The sequence below is a fragment of the Streptomyces sp. Da 82-17 genome, from assembly GCF_046098215.1.
Lineage (GTDB): Bacteria > Actinomycetota > Actinomycetes > Streptomycetales > Streptomycetaceae > Streptomyces.
Genome location: NZ_JBJURH010000002.1, coordinates 432,515 through 454,861, shown reverse-complemented (window position 1 = coordinate 454,861; position 22,347 = coordinate 432,515). Strand labels below are relative to the sequence as shown.

Sequence of the window (22,347 nt, the reverse complement as noted above, 5' to 3'; positions counted from 1 at the left end):
GATAAGGGGGCGCGGTCCCTGCGGGAGAGCGACTAGTCGTGCGAGTGCAGCGGCTTGCCGGCCAGGGCCAGGTGGGCCTCGCCGAGCGCCTCGTTCTGCGTCGGGTGCGCGTGGATGAGCTGCGCGACCTCGGCGGGCAGCGCCTCCCAGTTGTAGATGAGCTGCGCTTCGCCGACCTGCTCGCCCATGCGGTCACCGACCATGTGGACACCGACGACAGCGCCGTCCTTGACCTGGACGAGCTTGATCTCGCCCGCGGTCTTCAGGATCTTGCTCTTGCCGTTGCCCGCCAGGTTGTACTTCAGCGCGACGACCTTGTCCGCACCGTAGACCTCCTTGGCCTTCGCCTCGGAGAGACCCACCGACGCGACCTCGGGGTGGCAGTACGTCACCTTCGGCACGCCGTCGTAGTCGATCGGAACGGTCTTCAGACCGGCCAGACGCTCCGCCACCAGGATGCCCTCGGCGAAGCCGACGTGCGCGAGCTGGAGCGTCGGAACCAGGTCACCGACGGCCGAGATGGTCGGCACGTTGGTCTGCATGTACTCGTCGACCAGGACGTAGCCGCGGTCCATCGCGACGCCCTGCTCCTCGTAGCCCAGGCCCTGGGAGACCGGGCCACGGCCGATGGCGACCAGGAGGACCTCGGCCTCGAAGGTCTTGCCGTCGGCCAGGGTGACGCGGACGCCGTCCTGGGTGTACTCGGCCTTCTCGAAGAACGTGCCGAGGTTGAACTTGATGCCGCGCTTGCGGAAGGCGCGCTCAAGAAGCTTGGAGCTGTTCTCGTCCTCGACGGGGACGAGGTGCTTGAGTCCCTCGACGATCGTCACGTCGGCGCCGAAGGACTTCCACGCCGAGGCGAACTCGACGCCGATGACGCCGCCGCCCAGGATGATCGCGGACTTCGGGACGCGGTCCAGGGTGAGCGCGTGGTCCGAGGAGATGATGCGGTCGCCGTCGATCTCCAGGCCCGGCAGCGACTTCGGCACGGAGCCGGTCGCCAGCAGGACGTGGCGGCCCTGCACGCGCTGGCCGTTGACGTCGACGGAGGTGGGGGAGGACAGCTTGCCCTCGCCCTCGATGTAGGTCACCTTGCGCGAGGCGATGAGTCCCTGCAGGCCCTTGTACAGGCCCGAGATGACCTCGTCCTTGTACTTCTGGACGGCCGGCATGTCGATGCCCTCGAAGGTGGCCTTCACGCCGAACTGCTCGGACTCGCGCGCCTGGTCGGCGACCTCGCCGGCGTGCAGCAGGGCCTTCGTCGGGATGCAGCCGACGTGCAGGCAGGTGCCGCCGACCTTGTTCTTCTCGATCAGGGCGACGTCAAGGCCCAGCTGCGCTCCGCGCAGGGCCGCGGCATAACCGCCGCTACCACCGCCGAGGATCACTAGGTCGAAAACGGTGCTGGCGTCGTTCGCCACGTCACGTCCTCCATGCATGTGCGCCGTACGCCGGTCGTCGATGACCGCGCGGCGGCTGGTGTTCGGCCGCTTGTTCCTTCGGCCCTGTGGTGGGGGCCCTGTCCTGCCGAGAACCCATCTTCGCACTTGTCGACGGGTGACGGGACGCCGGGCCGCTGACTGAGACGGGGACCTCACCGTCTCCGAGGGTTACTGCTCCGTATGGACCTGCGGATTTCGTCGCGAGCGAAACCCGCGCACGCCGGTACGGGTGCGCCGCGCCGGGCGTGCTCATGCGTACGGCCCCGGGGTGGGAACTCCGGGGCCGCACACGGAATTCCGTCAGCCCAGGTCGCCGGCGGCGGTGCGCTCGGCGAGCCGCACCAGGGTGCGGACGGCGCTGCCCGTGCCGCCCTTCGGGGTGTAGCCGTACGGGGCGCCCTCGTGGAAGGCGGGGCCCGCGATGTCCAGGTGGGCCCAGGCGATGCCCTCGCCCACGAACTCCTGCAGGAACAGACCGGCCACGAGGCCGCCGCCCATCCGCTCGCCCATGTTGGCGATGTCGGCGGTCGGGGACTCCATGCCCTTCAGCAGGTGCTTCGGCAGCGGCATCGGCCAGGAGGCCTCGCCGACCTCCTCGGCGATCTCGTGCACCGACGTACGGAAGGCGTCGTCGTTGGCCATGATGCCGAAGGTGCGGCTGCCCAGGGCCATCATCATGGCGCCGGTCAGGGTCGCCACGTCGACGATCGCGTCGGGCTTCGCCTCGGAGGCCTTCCACAGCGCGTCGGCCAGGACGAGCCGGCCCTCGGCGTCGGTGTTGAGCACCTCGACGGTCTTGCCGGAGTACATCCGCAGCACGTCGCCGGGGCGGGTGGCGGAGCCGGACGGCATGTTCTCGGCGAGGGCCAGCCAGCCGGTGACGTTCACCTCCAGGCCGAGGCGGGCGGCGGAGACGACCGCGGCGAACACGGCGGCGGCGCCGCTCATGTCGCACTTCATCGTCTCGTTGTGCCCGGCCGGCTTCAGCGAGATGCCGCCCGAGTCGTACGTGATGCCCTTGCCGACGAAGGCGAGCGACTTCTGCGCCTTCGGGTGCGTGTACGCGAGCTTCACCAGGCGCGGCGGGTTCTGCGAGCCGGCGCCGACGCCGAGGATGCCGCCGTACCCGCCCTTGGCGAGCGCCTTCTCGTCGAGCACCTGCACCTTGATGCCGTGCTCCTTGGCCGCGGCCGACGCGACGGCGGCGAAGGCCTCGGGGGTGAGGTCGTTCGGCGGGGTGTTGATCAGGTCGCGGGAGCGGTTGACCTCCTCGGCGACCGCGACGGCGCGCTCCAGGGCGGCCTTGACGGCCTTGTCGCGCGGCTTGTCCACGGCGATCGCGGCCTCGCCCAGCGGGCCCTTGCCGTTCTTGCCGTTCTTCGCCTCGCCGTTGTCCTTGTACGCGTCGAAGACGTACGCGCCGAGCGCGGCACCCTCGGCGACCGCGGCCACGGCCTCGGCGCTGTCGGCGGGCAGCGCGAACACGGCCTTCTTCGTGCCGGCCAGGGCGCGGGCGGCGGCGCCGGCGGCGCGGCGCAGCGTGTCGTCCGCGAACGCCCCGTCCTTCGCCGGGAGTTCGCCGAGCCCGATCGCGAGCACGACCGGCGCCTTCAGCCCGTCCGGCGCGGGCAGCTTCGTCGTCTCACCCTCGCCGCCCGAAGCTCCGAGCGTCTCGAGGACGGCGGCGAGCTTGCCGCCGAACGCCTCGTCCACGACGGCGGCGCCCGGTGCGACGACCGGTCCCTTCGCGCCCTTCGCGACACCGACGACGATCACGTCGGCGCGCTGCCCGGCAGCGGCGGCGGGCTTCAGAGTCAGAGCAGTCACGGTGGTGAATTCTCGCTTCCGTTGAGTTGTGGCCGATGGGATCGGGTCGACCGGGCCCAGCCGCATCGTACGACCGGCCCCGCGGGCACCCGCAGTGAGCCTACGCTCGCCGTCCCCGCGGCCGCCCGGGAGTGGGCGCGCGCGACCTGCGGATAACCTGCCGCGGTGAACTCAGTGGGCGACGGCGGCAGCGGCGGCAAGGGCATACGGGACGACGTGGAGCACGGACTCCGGTTCGCCTTCGGCACGTTGACGGTGCTGCCGGTCCGGCTGACCCGCTGGGACCGCGGCGCCGCCCGGGCGGGCATGCTGTGCGCGCCGCTCGCCGGACTCGTCGTCGGCCTCTGCGCCGCCGCCCTCGGCGCGGCCCTGCTGCTGCTCGGCACGGGGCCGCTGCTCGCCGCCGTCGCCGCGGCCGCCGTACCGGCCGTGCTCACCCGCGGCCTGCACCTGGACGGCCTGGCCGACACCGCGGACGGCCTCGGCAGCAACAAGCCGGCCGAGGCGGCGCTCGACATCATGAAGCGCTCCGACATCGGCCCGTTCGGCGTGGTCACGCTGCTCTTCGCCCTCCTCGCCCAAGTGGCCGCGCTCTTCAGGGCGTACGAGTCCGGGGGCTGGGCGGCGGGCGCGCTCGCCGCGGTCGTGTCGGCGGTCGCCGCCCGCGTCGCGCTCACGCTCGCCTCCCGCGCCGGGGTCCCGCCCGCCCGGCCCGAGGGCCTCGGCGCCGCCGTCGCCGGCACGGTCACGCCGCGCTCCGCCCTGCTCGTCCTCGCCGCCGCCACCCTGCTCGCCACGGCCTGCGGCGCACTGTGGGGTCCGTACGAGGCGCTGCGCTCGGGGGCCGCGGTGCTCGTGGCGGCGGGGGCGGCCGAGCTGCTGCTGCGGCGCTGCGTGCGCAGGTTCGGCGGGGTGACCGGGGACGTCTTCGGGGCCCTCGCGGAGACGGCGGCGACCGGGGCGCTGGTCGTGCTCGTACTGGGGAGCTAGCTCTCGTCCCGCAGGCCGGGCCCGGCCTGCCGCGGCGCGCTAAATTGCGCAGAAGCGGGCAATTCGGGAGCGGTGGATGAGCGACTGGTGGTACCGGAGCATCGTGGAGCCGGGCAAGCTGCCGCTGCTGCTCGCGCTCCTGTCGTTCGTGTTCGCCTTCCTGGTCACGCGGGTCATCACCCGCATGATCCGGGCCGGCCGCGGCCCCTTCGGCAACGTCAAGGCCGGTGACCTGCACATCCACCATGTGGTGCCGGGCATCGTGCTGACCGTCATCGGCGGCTTCGGCGCGGTCGCGGCCGGGCGGCACAACCTCGGCTCGATCGTCTCCGCCGTGATCTTCGGGCTCGGTGCGGGCCTGGTCCTCGACGAGTTCGCGCTGATCCTGCATCTGGACGACGTGTACTGGAGCGAGGCGGGGCGCAAGAGCGTCGAGATCGTGGTGCTCACGGCGGCACTCGTGGCGCTGGTGCTCGGCGGGTTCCTGCCCTTCGGGGTGGACGAACTGACGCCCGAGGAGCGGCACAACCGCACGCTCGTCGTGATGAACACGGCCCTGAACTTCTTCTTCGCCCTGGTCGCCCTCGGCAAGGGCAAGCCGCGGGTCGCGCTGATCGGCACGCTGGTGCCGTTCGTCGCGCTGTTCGGGGCGGTCCGGCTCGCGCGGCCGACGTCGCCGTGGGCGCGGCTCTTCTACCGGAACCGGCCGCGCACCCGGGCCCGCGCCGGGCTGCGCGCCTTCCACCACGACCGGCGCTGGAGCGGGCCGCGGCGCAGGCTTCAGGACTGGATCGGGGGACGCCCGGACCCGGACCCGGAACCGGACCCGGAACCGGACCCGGGACCGGACCCGGAACTGGAACCGGGACCTCCGTCGGACCCGTCGGGCCCGGACCGCCCCGGCCGCCCCTGACGCACGCCCCGCCCCCGGCGTACGCCGCGGACCTCCCGTACCGCGCACCACACCGCCACCAGCGCGATCGCCGCCAGGTGTTCGCGGCCCGCGAGGTTGTCCTTCACCGCCACCTCGACCGCCATCAGGGCCACCACCAGGCCGGCCGTGCACCACGCCCGGAAGTGCCACGCCACGTACACCGCGAGGCCCACCACCGCGGCCGACGGGCCGGTGTCCACGACCTGCGCGTCGGACGCCGGGAGGCCCAGCGGGCGGTCGGGGCCGAGGGCGACGCCCACGCGCGCGTACAGCGTCCCGGCGAGCGTGGCCGCGTACCCGACGGCGAGGGTGCGCGGGCGGCCGAGGCAGATCTCCGCGACGCCGAAGACGAGCAGGATCTGCGCGAGCGCACCCCACACCGGCAGGTCGAGGGCGGGCACGAACAGCGAGAGGGGCGTGCGAAGGAGGGCGAGCCAGAGCGGGTCGTCGGCGCGTACGGCGCCGAGGTTCTGGACGAGCTGGAAGCCCCACTCCTGGTGCTGCGCGTACTGCAGGAGCGAGGTCAGGCAGACCGCGCCGGCCGTCAGGGGGAGGGCCCGCCACTTCTTCGCGGCGAGGCCGTCCCGTACGGCGGTGAGGAGGGCTCCCCACTCCGCCCTGGCGAGGCCGGCGGGTCCGTTCATCTTGGTGGCTCCAGCTGTCTGCGGTGCAGCCGGCGCGGCAGGCCGGGGACTTCGAGGAAGCCCTCGGCCCGGGCGGCGGCGAGCGAGATGCGCGGCAGGTCGCCGCTCTTCTCGAACAGCACGAACCGCGGCACCCAGTCGGGGCGGTACTTGGCGTTGGCGCGGTACAGCGACTCGATCTGCCACCAGCGGGAGCAGAAGCCGAGCACCGCCCGCCACAGCCGGAGCACCGGGCCCGCGCCGAGCCGCGAGCCACGTTCGAAGACCGACCGGAACATCGCGAAGTTCAGCGAGACCCGAGTGATCCCGATCTCTCCCGCGCGCTGCAGGAGTTCGATGACCATGAACTCCATCAGGCCGTTCCCGGTGTCCCGGTCGCGCCGCATCAGGTCGAGCGACAGCCCCTTCGGCCCCCACGGCACGAACGAGAGCAGTGCTCTCAACTCGCCCTCGGCGTCGGTGCATTCGAGCATCACGCAGTCCCCGTCGGCCGGGTCGCCGAGCCGCCCGAGCGCCATCGAGAAGCCCCGCTCGCTCGCCCCGTCCCGCCACGCGTCGGCCCGCCGCAGCAGCCGCTCCCACTCCGGTACGGGGATGTCCCCGTGGCGCCGCAGCCGCACCTCGTACCCGGAGCGCCGCACCCGGTTGTGGGCCTGCCGCACGGTGCGCATCGCCCGGCCGGAGAGGGTGAACTCGGCGGTCTCGACGATCGCCTCGTCGCCCAGCTCCAGGGCGTCGAGGCCGTGCCGGGCGTAGATCGTGCCGGCCTCCTCGCTCGCGCCCATCACGGCCGGGGTCCAGCCGTGCGCGCGGGCCTCGGCGAGCCAGGGCTCGATGGCGCCGGGCCAGGCCTCGGGGTCGCCGATCGGGTCGCCGGACGCGAGGGAGACGCCGCCGACGACGCGGTAGACGACGGCCGCCTTGCCGGTCGGCGACCACATCGCGCTCTTCTCCCGGCGCAGCGCGAAGTAGCCGAGCGAGTCGCGCTGCCCGTGCCGGTCGAGCAGGGCGCGCAGCCGGGCCTCGTCGCCGGGGGTGAGCGGGTCGACGGCGCGGCGCGAGCGGAACGCGGCGTACAGCACGGCGAGCAGGAGCAGGAAGCTGATCGCGTTCACGGCCACGTCCACCCACCCGGGGGTGGCGATGCCGGGCAGGCGGGCGTCGTCCGCGGCGAGCGAGACGAGCCGGAGCGTGCCGTACCGCCAGCGGTCCGTGAACGTCGAACGCGCCGCGTCCGACGCGGAGTTGGTGACGGTGACGAGGAGCGCGGCGAGCAGCGAGCAGACCAGGAGCCCGCCCGCGGCGACGGCGGCGGCGAGCTTCGGGTTGGCCCGGTCGCCCTTCGCGTAGAACGCGCGCCGGCCGGTCACGAGGGCGGCGACGAAGCCGGCGGTGAGGGCGAGGGAGACCCAGTTCTGGGCGTGCGCGCGGATCTCGGGGAACAGCATCGCCACCCCGAGGAGCAGCAGGAACACCCCGCCGAGCACGAGGTTCAGGATCCACGCGGCCCGCTTGCGGCGGCGCATGGTGACGGCGAGGAAGAACGTGACCAGCGCCGAACCGAAGCCCGCGGTCAGCAGGTACGGGGTGAACAGGTCGGCGGTGTTGTGCCGTCGCAGGTCCTGGCCGAGGGAGACCCAGACGGCGCTGAGGACGTTCAGGAAGGTGACGGCCCGCAGGTACCAGACGGCGAGCCCGGCGGCCCGCTCGGCCACCCGGCCGACGGCCCGGGGCGCCCCTTCGTCGGGAGGGCTCTGCGCTGCTGTCGCAGGGGTGTGTTCCGCGGGTGCTTCGAGCGCCTCTGCCGTTCCCATGAACGGTGATCATATGGGGCGTACGGGGTTAATTCGGGCGGGTCTGGGCGGGTCCAGGCGGGTTCGGGCGGCTTCGTGCGGTTCGAGCGAGGGGTGCCGCCGCTCGAACCGCACCGCCTGGGCGCGCTAGGCGCGGGACTCCGCTTCCGGTTCCTTCAACTCGGGCTCGGCGCCTGCCTGCTCGGGCTCGTCGGCCTGTGCGGGTTCCGGGTCGGCCTGCTCGGGCTCGGGTGTGGTCTCGGGCTCGGCCTCGGGGAGTTCCGCCGCCAGGGCCGCGGCCGCCTGTACGAGGGGGAGAGCCAGCATCGCGCCGGTGCCCTCGCCCGCGGTGACGCCCTGGTCGAGCAGCGGGTCGACGGCGAGGCGGTCGAGGGCCTTGGCCTGGGCGGGCTCGCCGCTGCGGTGTCCGGCCAGCCACCAGTCGGGCGCCCGGAACGCCACGCGCTGGGCGACGAGCGCGCAGGCCGCGGAGACGACTCCGTCGAGGATCACGGGGGTCCGCCGTACCGCGCTCTGCAGCAGGAACCCGGTGATCGCCGCGAGGTCGGCGCCGCCCACCGTGCGCAGCAGCGCCAACTGGTCGCCGAGGACCGGGCGGGCCCGGCGCAGGGCGTCGCGCACCGCCGCGCACTTGCGCATCCACGCCAGGTCGTCGATGTGCTTGCCGCCGCGCCCGGTGACGACGGAGGCGTCCGTGCCGCAGAGCGCCGCGACGAGGGTCGCCGCGGCCGTCGTGCCGCCCACGCTGAGGTCGCCGAGCACGACCAGGTCGGTGCCCGCGTCGGCCTCCTCGTCGGCGACGGCCATGCCCGCGCGGAACGCCTGCTCGGCCTCTTCGGGGGTGAGCGCGTCCTCGATGTCGATCCGCCCGCTGCCGCGCCGCACCCGGTGCCGTACGACGTCGGCGGGGAGCTCGTCCGGGTCGCAGTCCAGGGCCAGGTCGACGACGCGTACGGGGACGCCGCTGCGGCGGGCCAGCACGGCGACGGGGCTCTCGCCGTCGAGCACGGCGCGCACGAGGCGGTGGGCGCTGCCGGCGGGCCGCGCGGAGACGTCGAGCCCGGCCACTCCGTGGTCGCCCGCGAACAGTACGACGCGGGGCCGCTCGATCGCCCTCACCGGCACCGTCGACTGCGCGGCCGCCAGCCACTCGCCCAGCTCGTCGAGCCGCCCCAGCGCGCCGGGCGGCACCGCGAGCCGCTCCCTGCGCTCTTCGGCGTCGCGGCGCACCCCGCCGTCGGGGCGCTCGATCAGATCGGAGAAGTCATCGAGATTCAGCGAGCTCATTCGCCGAACAGTACCGGTGCCCCTCCGCTCTCCTCCCATCTCCTCCCACGGATCCCCACGCCCGCCTCCCGGCTACGGCGCGGCCCCGCCGGGGGAGGCCGGGGCGTGGGGGCCGGGCTCTGTCGACTGGCGTAGGGGTGGGCGAGTTGGGCCTACCTCGGTCGTCGGTCGCTTGCGGGGGGGCGCACGTCACGTCACGTCGGCAGGGCACCGAACCCCAGACCGAGCCCCCGCAACGCGAACGCCCGCCTACCCCCGCAGTGCGAGCGCCTGGCCCGCCACCACCAGGAGGACCGACTCGCATTCCGTGGCGAACGAGGCGTTCAGGCGGCCGAGTTCGTCGCGGAAGCGGCGGCCCGCGGGGGTGGCGGGGACCACGCCCGAGCCGACCTCGTTGGAGACCGCCACGACCGTGCGGCGGGTCCTGCGCACCGCCTCCGTCAGCGCGGCGACCCGTTCCCGCAGGGCCCGTTCGCCGCCCTCCGCCCACTTGTCGTCGTCCCACGCGCCGACCTGGTCCATCGCGTCGGTGAGCCACAGCGACAGGCAGTCGATGAGCAACGGCGGCCCGTCCGCGTCGAGGAGCGGGATCAGGTCGCAGGTCTCCTCCGTACGCCAGCTGCCCGGCCGGCGCTCCCGGTGCAGGCCGACGCGCGCCGCCCACTCCGGGTCGCCCTCGCGGGTCCCGCCGGTCGCCACGTACACCACCTCGGGGAACGACTCCAGGCGCCGTTCCGCCTCGACGGACTTCCCGGAGCGGGCCCCGCCGAGGACGAGCGTGCGCCGCGGCAGGTCCGGTACGGCGTGGAACTCGCCGACCACCAGCGTCGTACCGTCCGGCACGGCCCGCGCCCCCGCCGCGGCGAGCCGACGGCGCAGTTCGGCGCCGGGCGGCACGTCGTGGTCGATGTGCACCGCGAGCACGTCCGTCGTCGCGGTCACCGCGCCCGCCGCCCGCAGCCGCGCCAGCGCGTCCGGCCGCCCGACGACGTCGGCCAGCACCATGTCGTACGGCGCCGGGTGGTCGAGGCCCGCGGGTGCGCAGCCCGGCGGCAGGTACAGCAGCCGCTGCCCGTCGGGGCCCGTCACCTCGTACCCCGTGCCCGGGGCGTCCATCGCGAGCGCCCGCACCCGGTGTCCGTCGAGCAGCGCCAGCTCGCGGCCCTCCGGCACCCGGCCCGCCGCGGGCAGCCCCGCCGGGTGTTCCAGGGCCGGGCCCTCCTGCGGGTGCGAGAGCAGCACCTGGCGTACGCCGCTGAGCGTGCGCCCCGCGCGGGCCGCCGCGAACGCCGCGCCGGGCGTCAGGTCGAGCAGCAGCACGCCGTCCACGAGGAGCGCGGTCGCGGCGCGTGCGTCGTCGCCGAGGGCGCTCGCGCAGGCGGCGCAGGGGCAGTCGGGGCGGGGCAGTCCTTCGGGGGCGCCGGTGCCGAGCAGTGTCAGTTCCACGGGGACGATCCTGCCGGTTCCGGGACGGTCTTGCGCGCCCGGATAGGCTGCTGCCAGAAGTCGGATCTTGGACCAGCACCTGGGAGGCTGACATGGCGGCGTGGACGTGGCGGTTCGAGAAGTCCGACGGCACCGAGGTGGAACCGGCGGTGCAGCCCGAGGAGTTCACGACCCAGGGCGACGCGGAGTCCTGGATCGGCGAGGTGTGGAAGGACCTCCTGGACGGCGGCGCCGACCAGGTCCGCCTCTTCGAGGACAGCACGGAGATCTACGGCCCGATGAGCCTGCATGCGGAGGACGCGGCGGCCCAGGGCTGAGCGTGCGGGGGTCCGTGGGGCGCGCCCCCACGGGCCGGCCCCCGCCTCACCGGTTCAGTGCAGATCCTGGCTGCGCACGTACCGCAGCCCGCAGGGGTCGCCGTCGTACGGATCGCCCTCGTCGTTCGTGAGGGCCGCCAGCGGCTGCATCGGGAGCCAGGTCAGACCGAGGAGCCAACGTCTCACCGTCTGCCAGAAGCGCGGTCGTCCGGCGTCATCGGCGCGCACCACGCGCGTGGTGCAGACGAACTTGCCCACCGTCGTGCGGAATATGAGCGCCCCGAAGACCTGGTGAATGAATGAGATCCCGAGGACGAGGCCGACGACGTAGCCCCAGAAGGTGCCGACGCTCTCGCCCTCGGCAAGCTGCTTCGCGAGCGCGAAACCGCCGACGAACGCGATCGACCCGTCGATGAAGGCGGCGCCCCAGCGCCGGTAGTCCCCGACCTCCTCCGGCACGCCCGGTGCCCGATGCTGCGGCTGGTACTGCTGAGGCTGCTGCTGGACATACGGGTGCCCGGGCTGTTGCTGATACAGGCCCGGCTGCTGGGCGTACGGATGCGGCTGGTTCGGATACTGCTGGGCGTACGGATGCGGCTGGTTCGGATACTGCTGGGCGTACGGGTGCTGCTGGTTCGGTGGCTGTTGGTGGTTCACGTCAGCCATCCTGCACCACGCCACTGACAAGCGAACTCCCCTACTGCCAAGAGCAGAAGGGGAGTTGAGCGTTCCGGACGGTGGGCCCGCAGGAAAGCATGGTGGGCCCGCAGGAGCTCAGCCGCGTACCCCGCACAGGTGCGTCAGCGCCGCCACCGCCCGGTAGGGATCCGTGCGGCCCGCGCGTTCCTCCGCCGCGAGCAGCTCCGCGAGTTCCGCTTCCGGGGGCAGCACGGCGTCGTCGGGGGCCGTGTCCGTGAAGACCCGCACGCCGTACCACGCGTGCAGCGGGGCGCCGATGCCCGCGAGCGTCGCCGTGAGCGCGGCCCGGCGGTCGGCGCGCACCTGCAGGCCGAGGCGGTTCGTGTACGTCGTCGTGTCGAAGGCGGTGAGCGCGCCCGGCCAGTCGCCGGACAGGCCCGCCCGCAGTGCGAGCGCGTCCGCGTTCCGCACCAGGAGCGAGAGCAGTCCGCCCGGGGCCAGCATCCGGGCGAGCCCGGCGAGCATCCCGTCCGGCTCGTCCACGTACATCAGGACGCCGTGGCAGAGGACCACGTCGAACGAACCGGGCAGGAAGTGGACGCCGGTGTCCCGGCCGTCGCCCTGCACGAGCCGCACCCGCGCGCGGATGCCCTTGGGCTCGGCGGCGAGCGCCGTACGCGCGGCGGCCAGCATGTCGGCGTCCGACTCGATGCCGGTGACCTGGTGCCCGGCGCGGGCGAGCCGCAGCGCCTGGGTGCCCTGGCCGAGCCCGACGTCGAGCACGCGCAGCCGCTGCCCGACCGGGAAGCGGGCAGCGATCTGCTCGTCCAGCTGGCGCGCGACCAGTTCCTGTCGTACGACGTTCCGCAGTCCGCCGAGGCCCTGCAGCCAGGCGGCCGCACCCCCCTCGAACCTGACTGCGCTCAGGGCCGCTCTCCGCGCTTGACCTGCGGCTTCGGCAGGCGGAGGCGGCGCATCTGGAGCGTGCGCATCAGGGCGTACGCGACGGCGCCGCGCTTCGGCTCGTCCGGGAAGCGCTCGCGGAGCTGCTTCTTCAGGCGGATGCCGGTGAACACCGAGTCGATGACGATCAGCAGGATCACGCCGAGCCAGAGCAGCAGCGCGATGTTCTGCAGCTGCGGGTTCCGCAGCATGCTCAGGACGAGGATGATCACCGCCATCGGCAGGAAGTACTCGGCGATGCAGAACCGCGAGTCGACGAAGTCGCGCGCGAAGCGGCGCACCTTGCCCTTGTCGCGCACCGGCAGATAGCGCTCGTCGCCACTGGCGAGGGCCTCGCGCTGGCGCGCCATGTCCGCACGGCGGGCCTCGCGCTGCCGCTTCGCCGCCTCCTTGCGGTTCGTCGGCGTACTCGCCACGCTGCGGCGCTGCGACTGGGCCTCGCTGCGCTTAGGGGTGGGGCGACCCTTGGGTGCCTGCGGGTCGCGGGGCTGCTTGGAGTCGGCTACCGGCGCCTTGGCGGCCGGGGCCTTCTCTTCGTTGGAACGGCTACGGAACACAAAACCCAAGGGTACGGGGTAGCGCGTGTGCGCCACAGTCCGGCGGGGAACGATCCGGCAACGGCGGACGTCCTGAAAGACAACCGCAAGGGGATGTAAGGGGACCTTCCCGATCATTGCCGCGTCGATCACCTACTCCCTGGGCTGGAGCCACGGCCTTCGCAGTCGTCCTTGGGGAGGAGTGGATCGGCGCTCGAACAGTGCGGTAATGGAGGCAGGGCCCGTAGGCTGGGTTCTGTCGCAGTGCTGGGGCTGGAACGGCCGGTCGTAACTGTCAGAAGGGGGCGCGCGAAGCCCATGAGCGGTGTCATGAAGCGTATGGGGATGATCTTCCGCGCGAAGGCGAACAAGGCCCTTGACCGGGCCGAGGACCCGCGCGAGACCCTCGATTACTCGTACCACAAGCAGCTGGAGCTGCTGCAGAAGGTGCGCCGCGGCGTCGCGGACGTGGCCACGTCGCGCAAGCGCCTCGAGCTGCAGCTGAACCAGCTCCAGTCGCAGTCGTCCAAGCTGGAGGACCAGGGCCGCAAGGCGCTCGCGCTCGGCCGCGAGGACCTGGCCCGCGAGGCGCTGTCCCGCCGCGCCGCCCTCCAGCAGCAGGTCACCGACCTGGAGACGCAGCACCAGACGCTGCAGGGCGAGGAGGAGAAGCTGACGCTCGCCGCCCAGCGCCTGCAGGCCAAGGTCGACGCCTTCCGTACGAAGAAGGAGACGATCAAGGCGACGTACACGGCGGCGCAGGCCCAGACCCGGATCGGGGAGGCCTTCTCCGGCATCTCCGAGGAGATGGGCGACGTCGGCATGGCCATCCAGCGCGCCGAGGACAAGACGGCCCAGCTGCAGGCCCGCGCCGGCGCCATCGACGAGCTGCTCGCCTCCGGCGCCCTCGACGACCAGTCCGGCTCGACCAAGGACGACATCCAGGCCGAGCTCGACCGCCTGTCCGGCGGCACCGACGTCGAGCTGGAGCTGCAGCGCATGAAGGCCGAGCTGGCCGGCGGTTCCGGCGCCTCCCAGCAGGCCATCGAAGGCGGCAACGGGCAGGCGCAGGGGCAGCCGCAGCAGGACACCCCGCGCTTCGACAAGCAGTAGTCCGCCACCCGTATCGACTCTTCGAGGAGAGCGTCATGATCGTACGGATCATGGGGGAGGGGCAGGTGGAGCTGGCGGACAGCCACTTCGCCGAACTGAACAAGCTGGACGACGAGTTGCTCGCCGAGATGGAGAGCGGCGACGGCCCCGGCTTCCGCGCGACGCTGGCCGCGCTCCTGGACAAGGTCCGCGAGCTCGGCACCCCCCTGCCCGACGACGCGCTCGAACCCTCGGAGCTGATCCTCCCGGCACCGGAGGCGACGCTGGAGGAGGTCAGGGAGATGCTGAGCGAGGACGGGCTGATCCCGGGCTGAGGACGGGCTGATCCCGGGCTGAGGGGGAGCAACCAGCCCGTCCGGCGCTTGAGGACGAGGCCGGAGGCCGATGATCGAGCCGGTCCGGCGATTGAGGACCAGGCCGGAGGCCGGAGCGGGTCCGGGGCGGCAGCCCTGGGACCGAGCCCCGTCCGACAGCACCGGTACCGTTCTCCGACGTGAGCACCCTCGTACGCGCCAGGGACTGGCAGAAGGCGCACCCGCTGGCCTTTGACGCGAGCCTCGCCCTGGGCGTGCTGGCCTGCATGCTGCTCGGCTCGTTCGTGGAGCCGCACGGACCGCGCGGGCCGTACTTCGGGCGCAGCCCCGACGGGCTCAGCGTCGCCCTCATGCTCGCCGGGTCCGTCGCGCTGATCTTCCGCCGCCGCCGGCCCTGGCTGGTGCTCGCCGCCACCGTCGCCGTCGCCCTCGTCGAGGTGATCACCGGGGAGCCGCGGGCGCCCGTCGCGATGTGTGCCGTGGTCGCCCTGTTCACCGTCGCCGCGGGCACCGACCGGCCGACCACCTGGCGGGTCGGCCTGCTCACCATGACCGTGCTCACCGGCACCGCCATGCTCACCGGCCCGCTGCCCTGGTACGCCCAGGAAAACGTCGGCGTCTTCGCCTGGACCGGGATGGCCGCGGCCGCCGGGGACGCCGTGCGCAGCCGCCGCGCCTTCATCGCCGCCATCCGGGAACGCGCCGAGCGCGCCGAACGCACCCGCGAGGAGGAGGCCCGGCGCCGCGTCGCCGAGGAACGCCTGCGCATCGCCCGCGACCTGCACGACGTGGTCGCCCACCACATCGCCCTCGTCAACGTCCAGGCCGGCGTCGCCGCGCACGTCATGGACAAGCGGCCCGACCAGGCCAAGGAAGCCCTCGGGCACGTACGCGAGGCCAGCCGGTCCGCGCTCGACGAACTCCGCGCCACCGTCGGCCTGTTGCGGCAGACCGGCGACCCCGAGGCGCCCACCGAACCCGCGCCCGGCCTCGCCCGCCTCGGCGAACTCGTCGACGGCTTCCGCAACACCGGCATCCCCGTCGAACTCGCCCGCGCCGACGAGGACGCTCCGCTTCCGGCCGCCGTGGACCTGGCCGCGTACCGGGTCATCCAGGAGGCGCTGACCAACGTGCACAAGCACGCGGGGGCCGGGGCCAGGGCCGAGCTGAGCGTGATCCGGGTCGGGGCGAACGTGGAGATCACCGTGATCGACGACGGCCCCGGTACGGACGAACCCGCCGAGGGCGGCGGCGGGCACGGACTGCTCGGCATGCGCGAACGGGTCTCCGCGCTCGGCGGCACCCTCACCGCCGGGCCCCGCTACGGCGGCGGCTTCCGCGTCCATGCGATCCTGCCCGTCGCCGACCGCAAGGCCACCACGGGCGAGAGCCGATGAGGCCACAGGCCCGCCGCCGGCGCGAACACACCACCACGGGGGAGACCGCATGACCGTCATCAGGGTGCTGCTCGCCGACGACCAGGCTCTGCTGCGCAGCGCGTTCAAGGTCCTCGTCGACTCCGAGCCCGACATGCAGGTCGTCGGCGAGGCCTCCGACGGCGCCGAAGCCGTCGACCTCGCCCGCTCCGAACGCGCCGACGTCGTCCTCATGGACATCCGCATGCCCGGTACGGACGGCCTCGCCGCCACCCGCAGGATCAGCGCCGACCCGGACCTCGCCGGGGTCCGCGTCGTCATGCTGACCACGTTCGAGGTCGACGAGTACGTGGTGCAGTCGCTGCGCGCCGGCGCCTCCGGGTTCCTCGGCAAGGGCTCCGAACCGGACGAACTGCTCAACGCCATCCGCGTCGCCGCCGCCGGTGAGGCGCTGCTCTCGCCCGCCGCGACCAAGGGCCTGATCGCCAAGTTCCTCGCCCAGGGCGGCAGTTCGGACGACGGCGACGGGACCGGCGGAGCGTACGCCGAACGGCTGCAGGCCCTCACCGGGCGCGAACGGGAGGTCCTCGTGCAGGTCGCCGCCGGCCTCTCCAACGACGAGATCGCCGAACGCCTCACCGTCAGCCCGCTCACCGTGAAGACCCATGTGAACCGCGCGATGGCCAAGCTGGGCGCCCGCGACCGGGCACAACTCGTCGTCATCGCGTACGAGTCGGGCCTGGTACGTCCGAGGGTGGACTGAGCCCCGGAAGGGCGTACTGCGGTCGCAGTAGGCCGCGGGGCGAGGAAGGGACCTGGGAGCGAGGAATACCGGGCCCGGCATGACCGAGGGTTGAAGGGTCGGGCACGGCTGTGTCCTGGGGCCCGGCGACCGGGCGCAGGCTGCGCCCTCTCCTGCCGCGCAAGCCACAGAAGAGAGACCCTCACCCATGTCCTGGCTGTCCAGATTCAGCCTCGCCCAACGGGCCCTGATCGGGCTGATCTCGATCGTCGCGATCGTGTTCGGCGCGATCGCCGTCCCGCAGCTCAAGCAGCAGCTGCTCCCGTCCATCGAGCTCCCGATGGTCTCCGTCATCGCCCCGTACCAGGGCGCCTCGCCCGACGTCGTCGAGAAGCAGGTCGTCGAGCCGCTCGAGTCGTCCATCGAGGCCGTCGACGGGATCACCGGCGTCACCGCCACGGCCAGCGAGGGCAACGCGCTGGTCATGGCCCAGTTCGACTACGGCGAGAACGACTCCAAGCAGCTCGTCGCCGACGTCCAGCAGGCCGTCAACCGCGCCCGCGCCCAGCTGCCCGAGGACGTCGACCCGCAGGTCGTCGCCGGCTCCACGGACGACATCCCGACCGTCGTCCTCGCCGCGTCCGCCGACGGCATGGACCAGCAGGCGCTCGCCGACCGCCTGGAGCGGAGCGTCGTACCCGTACTGAAGGACATCGACGGCGTCGGCCAGGTCAGCGTCGACGGCGTGCGGGAGCTGCAGGTCGCGGTCACCCCGGACGACGCGAAGCTGGCGCGGGCGGGCCTGACGCCGGGCGCGCTCGTGCAGGCGCTGCAGCAGGGCGGGGCCTCCGTGCCCGCCGGGTCGTTCGACGAGGACGGCCGGAACCGCACCGTCCAGGTCGGCGGCGGCTTCACCTCGCTGCAGCAGGTCGAGGACCTGATGGTCGCCCCGGCCGCGGCGCCCGGCGCGTCCGGCGCGTCCGGCGCGTCCGGGGCCGCTCAGGGGCAGCCGAAGAAGCCCGTGCGCCTCGGCTCCGTCGCGAAGGTCGAGCAGCAGGAGGCGACGGCCACCTCGCTGACCCGGACCAACGGCGAGCCGAGCCTCGCCGTCGTCGTCACCATGGACAAGGACGGCTCGGCCGTCGCCATCTCGGACGCGGTCAAGTCCGAACTCCCGGACCTGCGCAAGGACCTGGGCTCCGCCGCCGAGCTGACCGTGGTGTCCGACCAGGGCCCGGCCGTGTCCAAGTCGATCTCCAGCCTGACCACCGAGGGCGCGCTCGGCCTGGCCTTCGCGGTCGTCGTCATCCTGGTCTTCCTGACGTCGATCCGCTCGACCCTGGTGACCGCGGTGTCGATCCCGCTGTCGGTCGTGCTCGCCCTGATCGTGCTGTGGACCCGCGACCTGTCGCTGAACATGCTCACGCTCGGCGCCCTGACCATCGCGATCGGCCGAGTCGTGGACGACTCGATCGTGGTCCTGGAGAACATCAAGCGGCACCTCGGCTACGGCGAGGAGCGCAAGGAGGCCATCCTCGGCGCGGTCAAGGAGGTGTCCGGCGCGGTCACCTCGTCGACGCTCACCACGGTCGCGGTGTTCCTGCCGATCGGCCTGGTCGGCGGCATGGTGGGCGAGCTGTTCGGCTCGTTCTCGCTGACCGTCACGGCCGCCCTGCTGGCCTCCCTGGTCGTCTCCCTCACGGTGGTCCCGGTCCTCTCGTACTGGTTCCTGCGCGCCCCGAAGGCCACCGCCGGGCTCGACCCGGAGGAGGCCCGCCGCAAGGCCGAGGAGAAGGAGGCCCGGAGCCGACTGCAGCGGCTGTACGTGCCGGTGCTGCGGTTCGCGACCCGGCGTCGTTTCACCAGCCTGCTGATCGCGGTGGCCGTGCTGGTCGGCACGTTCGGCATGGCACCGATGCTGAAGACCAACTTCTTCGACCAGGGCGAGCAGGAAGTCCTGTCCGTCAAGCAGGAGTTGAAGCCCGGCACCAGCCTCGCCGCCACCGACGAGGCCGCCCGGAAGGTCGAGAAGGCCCTCGACGGCGTCGACGGCGTGAAGGACTACCAGGTCACCATCGGCTCGTCCGGCTTCATGGCGGCCTTCGGCGGCGGCACCGACACCAACCAGGCCTCGTACCAGGTCACGCTCGCCGACGGCGCCGACTACGAGAGGGTCAGCGACGCCATCGACCGTGAGCTGGCCGCCCTCGACGGCATCGGCGAGACCCGGATCGCCGCGGGCGACCCGATGGCGGGGCAAGACCTCAGCGTGGTCGTCAAGGCCGCCGACGCCGACGTGCTGAAGAAGGCGTCCGAGCAGGTCAAGGACGGCGTCGCCGAGCTCGACGACGTGACGGACGTGCAGAGCGACCTGTCGCAGTCGGTGCCGCGGATCTCCGTGCAGGCCAACGACAAGGCCGCCGCGGCCGGTTTCGACGACACCACGCTCGGCCAGGCCGTCGCCCAGGCCGTCCGCGGCACCCCCAGCGGCAAGGCCGTGCTCGACGACACCGAGCGCGATGTGGTCGTGAAGTCCGAGAAGCCCGCCGAGACCCTCCAGGAGCTGCGTGAACTGCGGCTCGGCCGGGTCGAGTTGGGCGACATCGCGACGGTCGAGCTGGTCGACGGCCCGGTGTCGATGACCCGCATCGACGGCGCCCGCGCGGCGACGATCACCGCCAAGCCGACCGGGGACAACACCGGTGCGGTCAGCGCCGCGCTGCAGACCAAGCTGAACGAGCTGGAGAAGGACCTGCCCGACGGCGCCACCGTCTCGATCGGCGGCGTCTCCGAGGACCAGGACGAGGCCTTCGCCTCGCTCGGCCTGGCGATGCTCGCGGCCATCGCGATCGTCTTCATGCTGCTCGTGGCGACCTTCAAGTCCCTGGTACAGCCGCTGATCCTGCTGGTCTCCATCCCGTTCGCGGCCACCGGCGCGATCGGTCTGCTCGTCGCCACCGACACCCCGATGGGCGTCCCGGCGATGATCGGCATGCTGATGCTCATCGGCATCGTGGTGACCAACGCGATCGTCCTGATCGACCTGATCAACCAGTACCGCGAGAAGGGCTACGGCACCGTCGAGGCCGTCATCGAGGGCGGCCGCCACCGCCTCCGCCCGATCCTGATGACGGCCCTGGCGACGATCTGCGCCCTCGCCCCGATGGCCGCGGGCGTCACCGGCCACGGCGGTTTCATCGCCAAGCCGCTGGCGATCGTGGTGATCGGCGGCCTGATCACGTCGACGCTCCTGACCCTCCTCCTGGTGCCGACGCTGTACGCGATGATCGAGCTCCGCAAGGAGCGCCGCGCCAAGAAGAAGGCCGCCAAGCGCGCCAAGAAGGCGGGCGTCGTCCCGGAGCAGCCCGAGCCCACGGAGGAGTCGGACCGGTCCGACGACCCGGAGCCCGCGAAGGTCTGACCCGGCCGACGGTCGTACGCACGAGGGGGCGCCCCTCTCCGGTCAACTCCCGGAGAGGGGCGCCCCCTTCGCGTACGCACAAGGGCGCCTACAGGCACTGCCCCGTGCGCCTACAGGTACTGCCCCGACGGCACGAACCCCACCGGCGGGGCCATCCCGCGCAGGCACAGGTAGCCGCCGGGCACGGGCTCCAGGCGGGCGGTCAGGGCGACGTCGACGGCCCAGCGCTGCTCGGCGGTGACGTTCTGGATCTTGACGTTCCGGCCGGCGGGGACGTCCCGCAGGGCGGCGGTGAGGAGTCGGGCGGCGGCGGTGTCGGTGGTGGCGACGAGGCCCATCAGCTCGACGGTGTCGGCCGACATGTCGACAAAGCAGTATCCCCGGTGCTCCCCGCTGTCCACCGTCAACAGGCGGCAGTCGCGCAGCAGTCGGGCATGGTCGGGCCCGTGCGCCCCGCCGCGCACCTTCCGGTCGACGGCGTCCAGGAACTCCGGGTCGCCGCCCTCCGTCACCGGCCCGTCGGGCGCGCCGAGCCGGGCCGGGTCGACCGTGCCGTGGAGCCGCATCGCCGGGTGCAGGGCGAACCCGGCGGCCCAGTAGGCGCGCGCGGCCCGCGGATCGCGCGACCCGGAGATGACGCCGCGCGGGCACGACTCCCCGTACTCCAGGGCCCGTTCGAGCAGCGCCCGCCCCACGCCCCGGCCCTGCGCCTCCGGCGCCACGGTGAGCAGCGACAGCCCCCACACCGACTCCCGCCGCGACGCCACGGCCACTCCGAGCGCCCGCCCGTCCGCGCCCTGAGCGATCCAGCACCCCTCGGGGTCGTGCCGTACGAAGTGCAGGTTCAGCGCGTCGATCCGGGCGGCCTGGTCCGGGGTGGGCGGCGGCTCCGGCGGGTCCCCGAGCGCGGCGCCCAGCGCGGCGAAGGCGTCGGTGGCGATGTGCCGGGCGGCGGCGAGGTCGGCGGCGGTGTCCCGCAACGGGCGAAGGATCATGCCCGCACGCTACGGACACCGCCGCCGCACGAAAACGGATTTACGGGACCGTGAGGCCCCGTCGGGCACCGGGCTACGGCAGCGCCAGCATCCGCTCCAGGGCGAGCTTCGCGAAGCTCTCCGTCTCCTTGTCGACCTCGATGCGGTTGACCAGGTTGCCCTCGGCCAGGGACTCCAGGGCCCAGACCAGGTGCGGCAGGTCGATGCGGTTCATGGTCGAGCAGAAGCAGACCGTCTTGTCGAGGAAGACGATCTCCTTGCCCTCGGGCGCGAAGCGGTTGGCGAGGCGGCGCACCAGGTTCAGCTCGGTGCCGATCGCCCACTTCGAGCCGGCGGGGGCGGCCTCCAGGGCCTTGATGATGTACTCCGTCGACCCGACGTAGTCGGCGGCCGCCACGACCTCGTGCTTGCACTCGGGGTGCACCAGGACGTTCACGCCGGGGATGCGCTCGCGCACGTCGTTCACCGAGTCGAGCGAGAACCGGCCGTGCACCGAGCAGTGGCCGCGCCACAGGATCATCTTGGCGGCGCGCAGCTCGTCGGCGGTCAGGCCGCCGTTCGGCTTGTGCGGGTTGTAGACCACGCAGTCGTCGAGGGACATGCCCATGTCGCGCACGGCGGTGTTCCGGCCGAGGTGCTGGTCGGGCAGGAACAGCACCTTCTCGCCCTGCTGGAAGGCCCAGTCGAGAGCGCGCTTGGCGTTGGACGAGGTGCAGATCGTGCCGCCGTGCTTCCCGGTGAACGCCTTGATGTCCGCCGAGGAGTTCATGTACGAGACCGGCACGACCTGCTCGGCTATGCCCGCCTCGGTCAGCACGTCCCAGCACTCGGCGACCTGCTCGGCCGTCGCCATGTCGGCCATCGAGCAGCCGGCGGCGAGGTCGGGCAGGACCACCTTCTGGTCGTCCGTGGTCAGGATGTCCGCCGACTCGGCCATGAAGTGCACGCCGCAGAAGACGATGTACTCGGCCTCCGGCTTGGCGGCCGCGTCCCGGGCCAGCTTGAAGGAGTCGCCGGTGACGTCGGCGAACTGGATGACCTCGTCGCGCTGGTAGTGGTGGCCGAGGACGAAGACCTTGTCGCCGAGCTTCTCCTTGGCCGCGCGGGCGCGCTCGACCAGGTCCGGGTCGGACGGCGAGGGCAGGTCGCCGGGACACTCGACGCCGCGCTCCGACTTCGGGTCGGCCTCGCGGCCGAGCAGCAGCAGGGCGAGCGGCGTGGGCTCGACAGCAAGGTCTACGGGGGAGTGGGCGGTGGTCACGACACGCACCCTTTCTTCTTCCGGCGGGCAGAACCCGCTGTCCGGGCCTGCTTTTCGTCGAATTGACGCTATCTATCATAACCGCTTCACGTCAGTTTGACGATGGCCATCGTGTCGATGTGACGCATCACCGGTCCGCACACCGGCGCCTTGCCCCGCGAGGGTGTGCGAGCATGAAAGGCAACAGGCGGAAACGCGGCGACGCGAAAACGCGAGAACGCGAGAACGCGGAAACAGCGCGCCGGGCCCGGAATGAATCCGCGGCCCCGACGGTTGCAACCGTCGG

At 72.7% G+C, this 22,347-nt stretch carries 18 protein-coding genes and 1 pseudogene; 8 read left to right on the top strand and 11 right to left on the bottom strand.

Going from position 1 to position 22,347, the window contains the following annotated elements:
• Nucleotides 1–32: 32 nt before the first annotated feature.
• A complete protein-coding gene (gene lpdA, locus ACIDOF_RS04990) occupies nt 33–1,421 on the bottom strand; it encodes a dihydrolipoyl dehydrogenase (RefSeq protein WP_409004405.1) in 1,389 nt (462 codons plus the stop codon).
• Between the two features lie 321 nt (nt 1,422–1,742).
• Nucleotides 1,743–3,269 carry a leucyl aminopeptidase gene (locus tag ACIDOF_RS04985; RefSeq protein ID WP_409004404.1) on the bottom strand — a complete coding sequence of 509 codons (1,527 nt, stop codon included), beginning with the start codon at nt 3,267–3,269 and terminating at the stop codon, nt 1,743–1,745.
• Between the two features lie 174 nt (nt 3,270–3,443).
• On the opposite strand from ACIDOF_RS04985, the gene ACIDOF_RS04980 reads away from it, so the two are divergent.
• A complete protein-coding gene (locus ACIDOF_RS04980) occupies nt 3,444–4,259 on the top strand; it encodes an adenosylcobinamide-GDP ribazoletransferase (protein WP_409004503.1) in 816 nt (271 codons plus the stop codon).
• A 76-nt stretch (nt 4,260–4,335) separates the two neighbouring features.
• Nucleotides 4,336–5,172: a hypothetical protein gene (locus tag ACIDOF_RS04975; protein WP_409004403.1), complete on the top strand. Its 837-nt coding sequence runs from the start codon at nt 4,336–4,338 to the stop codon at nt 5,170–5,172.
• On the opposite strand, the pseudogene ACIDOF_RS04970 reads toward ACIDOF_RS04975, so the two are convergent.
• The 4 genes and pseudogenes from ACIDOF_RS04970 to ACIDOF_RS04955 all read right to left on the bottom strand — a co-directional run.
• A pseudogene (locus ACIDOF_RS04970) lies at nt 5,145–5,837 on the bottom strand (hypothetical protein); the annotation flags it as partial. The gene ACIDOF_RS04975 and the pseudogene ACIDOF_RS04970 overlap by 28 nt on opposite strands.
• Nucleotides 5,834–7,651, bottom strand: coding sequence for a phosphatidylglycerol lysyltransferase domain-containing protein (locus ACIDOF_RS04965; protein WP_409004402.1), 1,818 nt, complete (start codon nt 7,649–7,651; stop codon nt 5,834–5,836). The gene ACIDOF_RS04965 and the pseudogene ACIDOF_RS04970, both read right to left, overlap by 4 nt.
• A 126-nt stretch (nt 7,652–7,777) precedes the next feature.
• Nucleotides 7,778–8,938 (bottom strand): nicotinate-nucleotide--dimethylbenzimidazole phosphoribosyltransferase, encoded by a 1,161-nt coding sequence (cobT, locus tag ACIDOF_RS04960; protein WP_409004401.1) that lies wholly within the window; start codon nt 8,936–8,938, stop codon nt 7,778–7,780.
• Nucleotides 8,939–9,187: 249 nt separating this feature from the next.
• A complete protein-coding gene (locus ACIDOF_RS04955) occupies nt 9,188–10,384 on the bottom strand; it encodes a bifunctional adenosylcobinamide kinase/adenosylcobinamide-phosphate guanylyltransferase (protein ID WP_409004400.1) in 1,197 nt (398 codons plus the stop codon).
• 92 nt (nt 10,385–10,476) lie between these two features.
• Here ACIDOF_RS04955 and ACIDOF_RS04950 point away from each other — a divergent pair, with 92 nt between their 5' ends.
• Entirely contained in the window at nt 10,477–10,701 is a 225-nt protein-coding gene (locus tag ACIDOF_RS04950; RefSeq protein WP_409004399.1) for a hypothetical protein, read from the top strand.
• A 54-nt stretch (nt 10,702–10,755) separates the two neighbouring features.
• Here ACIDOF_RS04950 and ACIDOF_RS04945 read toward each other — a convergent pair whose 3' ends face one another.
• From ACIDOF_RS04945 to ACIDOF_RS04935, 3 genes are all read right to left on the bottom strand, one after another.
• The gene (locus ACIDOF_RS04945; protein ID WP_409004398.1) at nt 10,756–11,358 is read right to left on the bottom strand and encodes an RDD family protein; all 603 of its coding nucleotides are present in this window, start codon (nt 11,356–11,358) and stop codon (nt 10,756–10,758) included.
• Nucleotides 11,359–11,475: 117 nt separating this feature from the next.
• Nucleotides 11,476–12,210, bottom strand: a complete 735-nt coding sequence (locus ACIDOF_RS04940; protein WP_409004502.1) for a class I SAM-dependent methyltransferase — start codon at nt 12,208–12,210, stop codon at nt 11,476–11,478.
• Between the two features lie 53 nt (nt 12,211–12,263).
• Complete coding sequence (locus tag ACIDOF_RS04935) at nt 12,264–12,977, bottom strand: DUF3043 domain-containing protein (protein WP_409004501.1); 714 nt, start codon at nt 12,975–12,977, stop codon at nt 12,264–12,266.
• 180 nt (nt 12,978–13,157) lie between these two features.
• Between ACIDOF_RS04935 and ACIDOF_RS04930 the strand changes: the two genes are divergently transcribed.
• From ACIDOF_RS04930 to ACIDOF_RS04910, 5 genes are all read left to right on the top strand, one after another.
• The gene (locus ACIDOF_RS04930) at nt 13,158–13,952 is read left to right on the top strand and encodes a PspA/IM30 family protein (protein WP_409004397.1); all 795 of its coding nucleotides are present in this window, start codon (nt 13,158–13,160) and stop codon (nt 13,950–13,952) included.
• A gap of 35 nt (nt 13,953–13,987) precedes the next feature.
• On the top strand, nt 13,988–14,266 hold the full coding sequence (pspAA, locus tag ACIDOF_RS04925; RefSeq protein ID WP_409004396.1) for a PspA-associated protein PspAA: 279 nt from the start codon (nt 13,988–13,990) through the stop codon (nt 14,264–14,266).
• Nucleotides 14,267–14,445: 179 nt separating this feature from the next.
• A complete protein-coding gene (locus ACIDOF_RS04920) occupies nt 14,446–15,663 on the top strand; it encodes a sensor histidine kinase (RefSeq protein ID WP_409004395.1) in 1,218 nt (405 codons plus the stop codon).
• A gap of 49 nt (nt 15,664–15,712) precedes the next feature.
• The gene (locus ACIDOF_RS04915) at nt 15,713–16,405 is read left to right on the top strand and encodes a response regulator (RefSeq protein WP_409004394.1); all 693 of its coding nucleotides are present in this window, start codon (nt 15,713–15,715) and stop codon (nt 16,403–16,405) included.
• Nucleotides 16,406–16,592: 187 nt separating this feature from the next.
• On the top strand, nt 16,593–19,805 hold the full coding sequence (locus ACIDOF_RS04910; protein ID WP_409004393.1) for an efflux RND transporter permease subunit: 3,213 nt from the start codon (nt 16,593–16,595) through the stop codon (nt 19,803–19,805).
• 110 nt (nt 19,806–19,915) lie between these two features.
• On the opposite strand, the gene ACIDOF_RS04905 is transcribed toward ACIDOF_RS04910, so the two are convergent.
• Nucleotides 19,916–20,800: a GNAT family N-acetyltransferase gene (locus ACIDOF_RS04905; protein ID WP_409004392.1), complete on the bottom strand. Its 885-nt coding sequence runs from the start codon at nt 20,798–20,800 to the stop codon at nt 19,916–19,918.
• 73 nt (nt 20,801–20,873) lie between these two features.
• Nucleotides 20,874–22,070, bottom strand: a complete 1,197-nt coding sequence (gene nadA, locus ACIDOF_RS04900; RefSeq protein WP_409004391.1) for a quinolinate synthase NadA — start codon at nt 22,068–22,070, stop codon at nt 20,874–20,876.
• Nucleotides 22,071–22,347 lie beyond the last annotated feature (277 nt).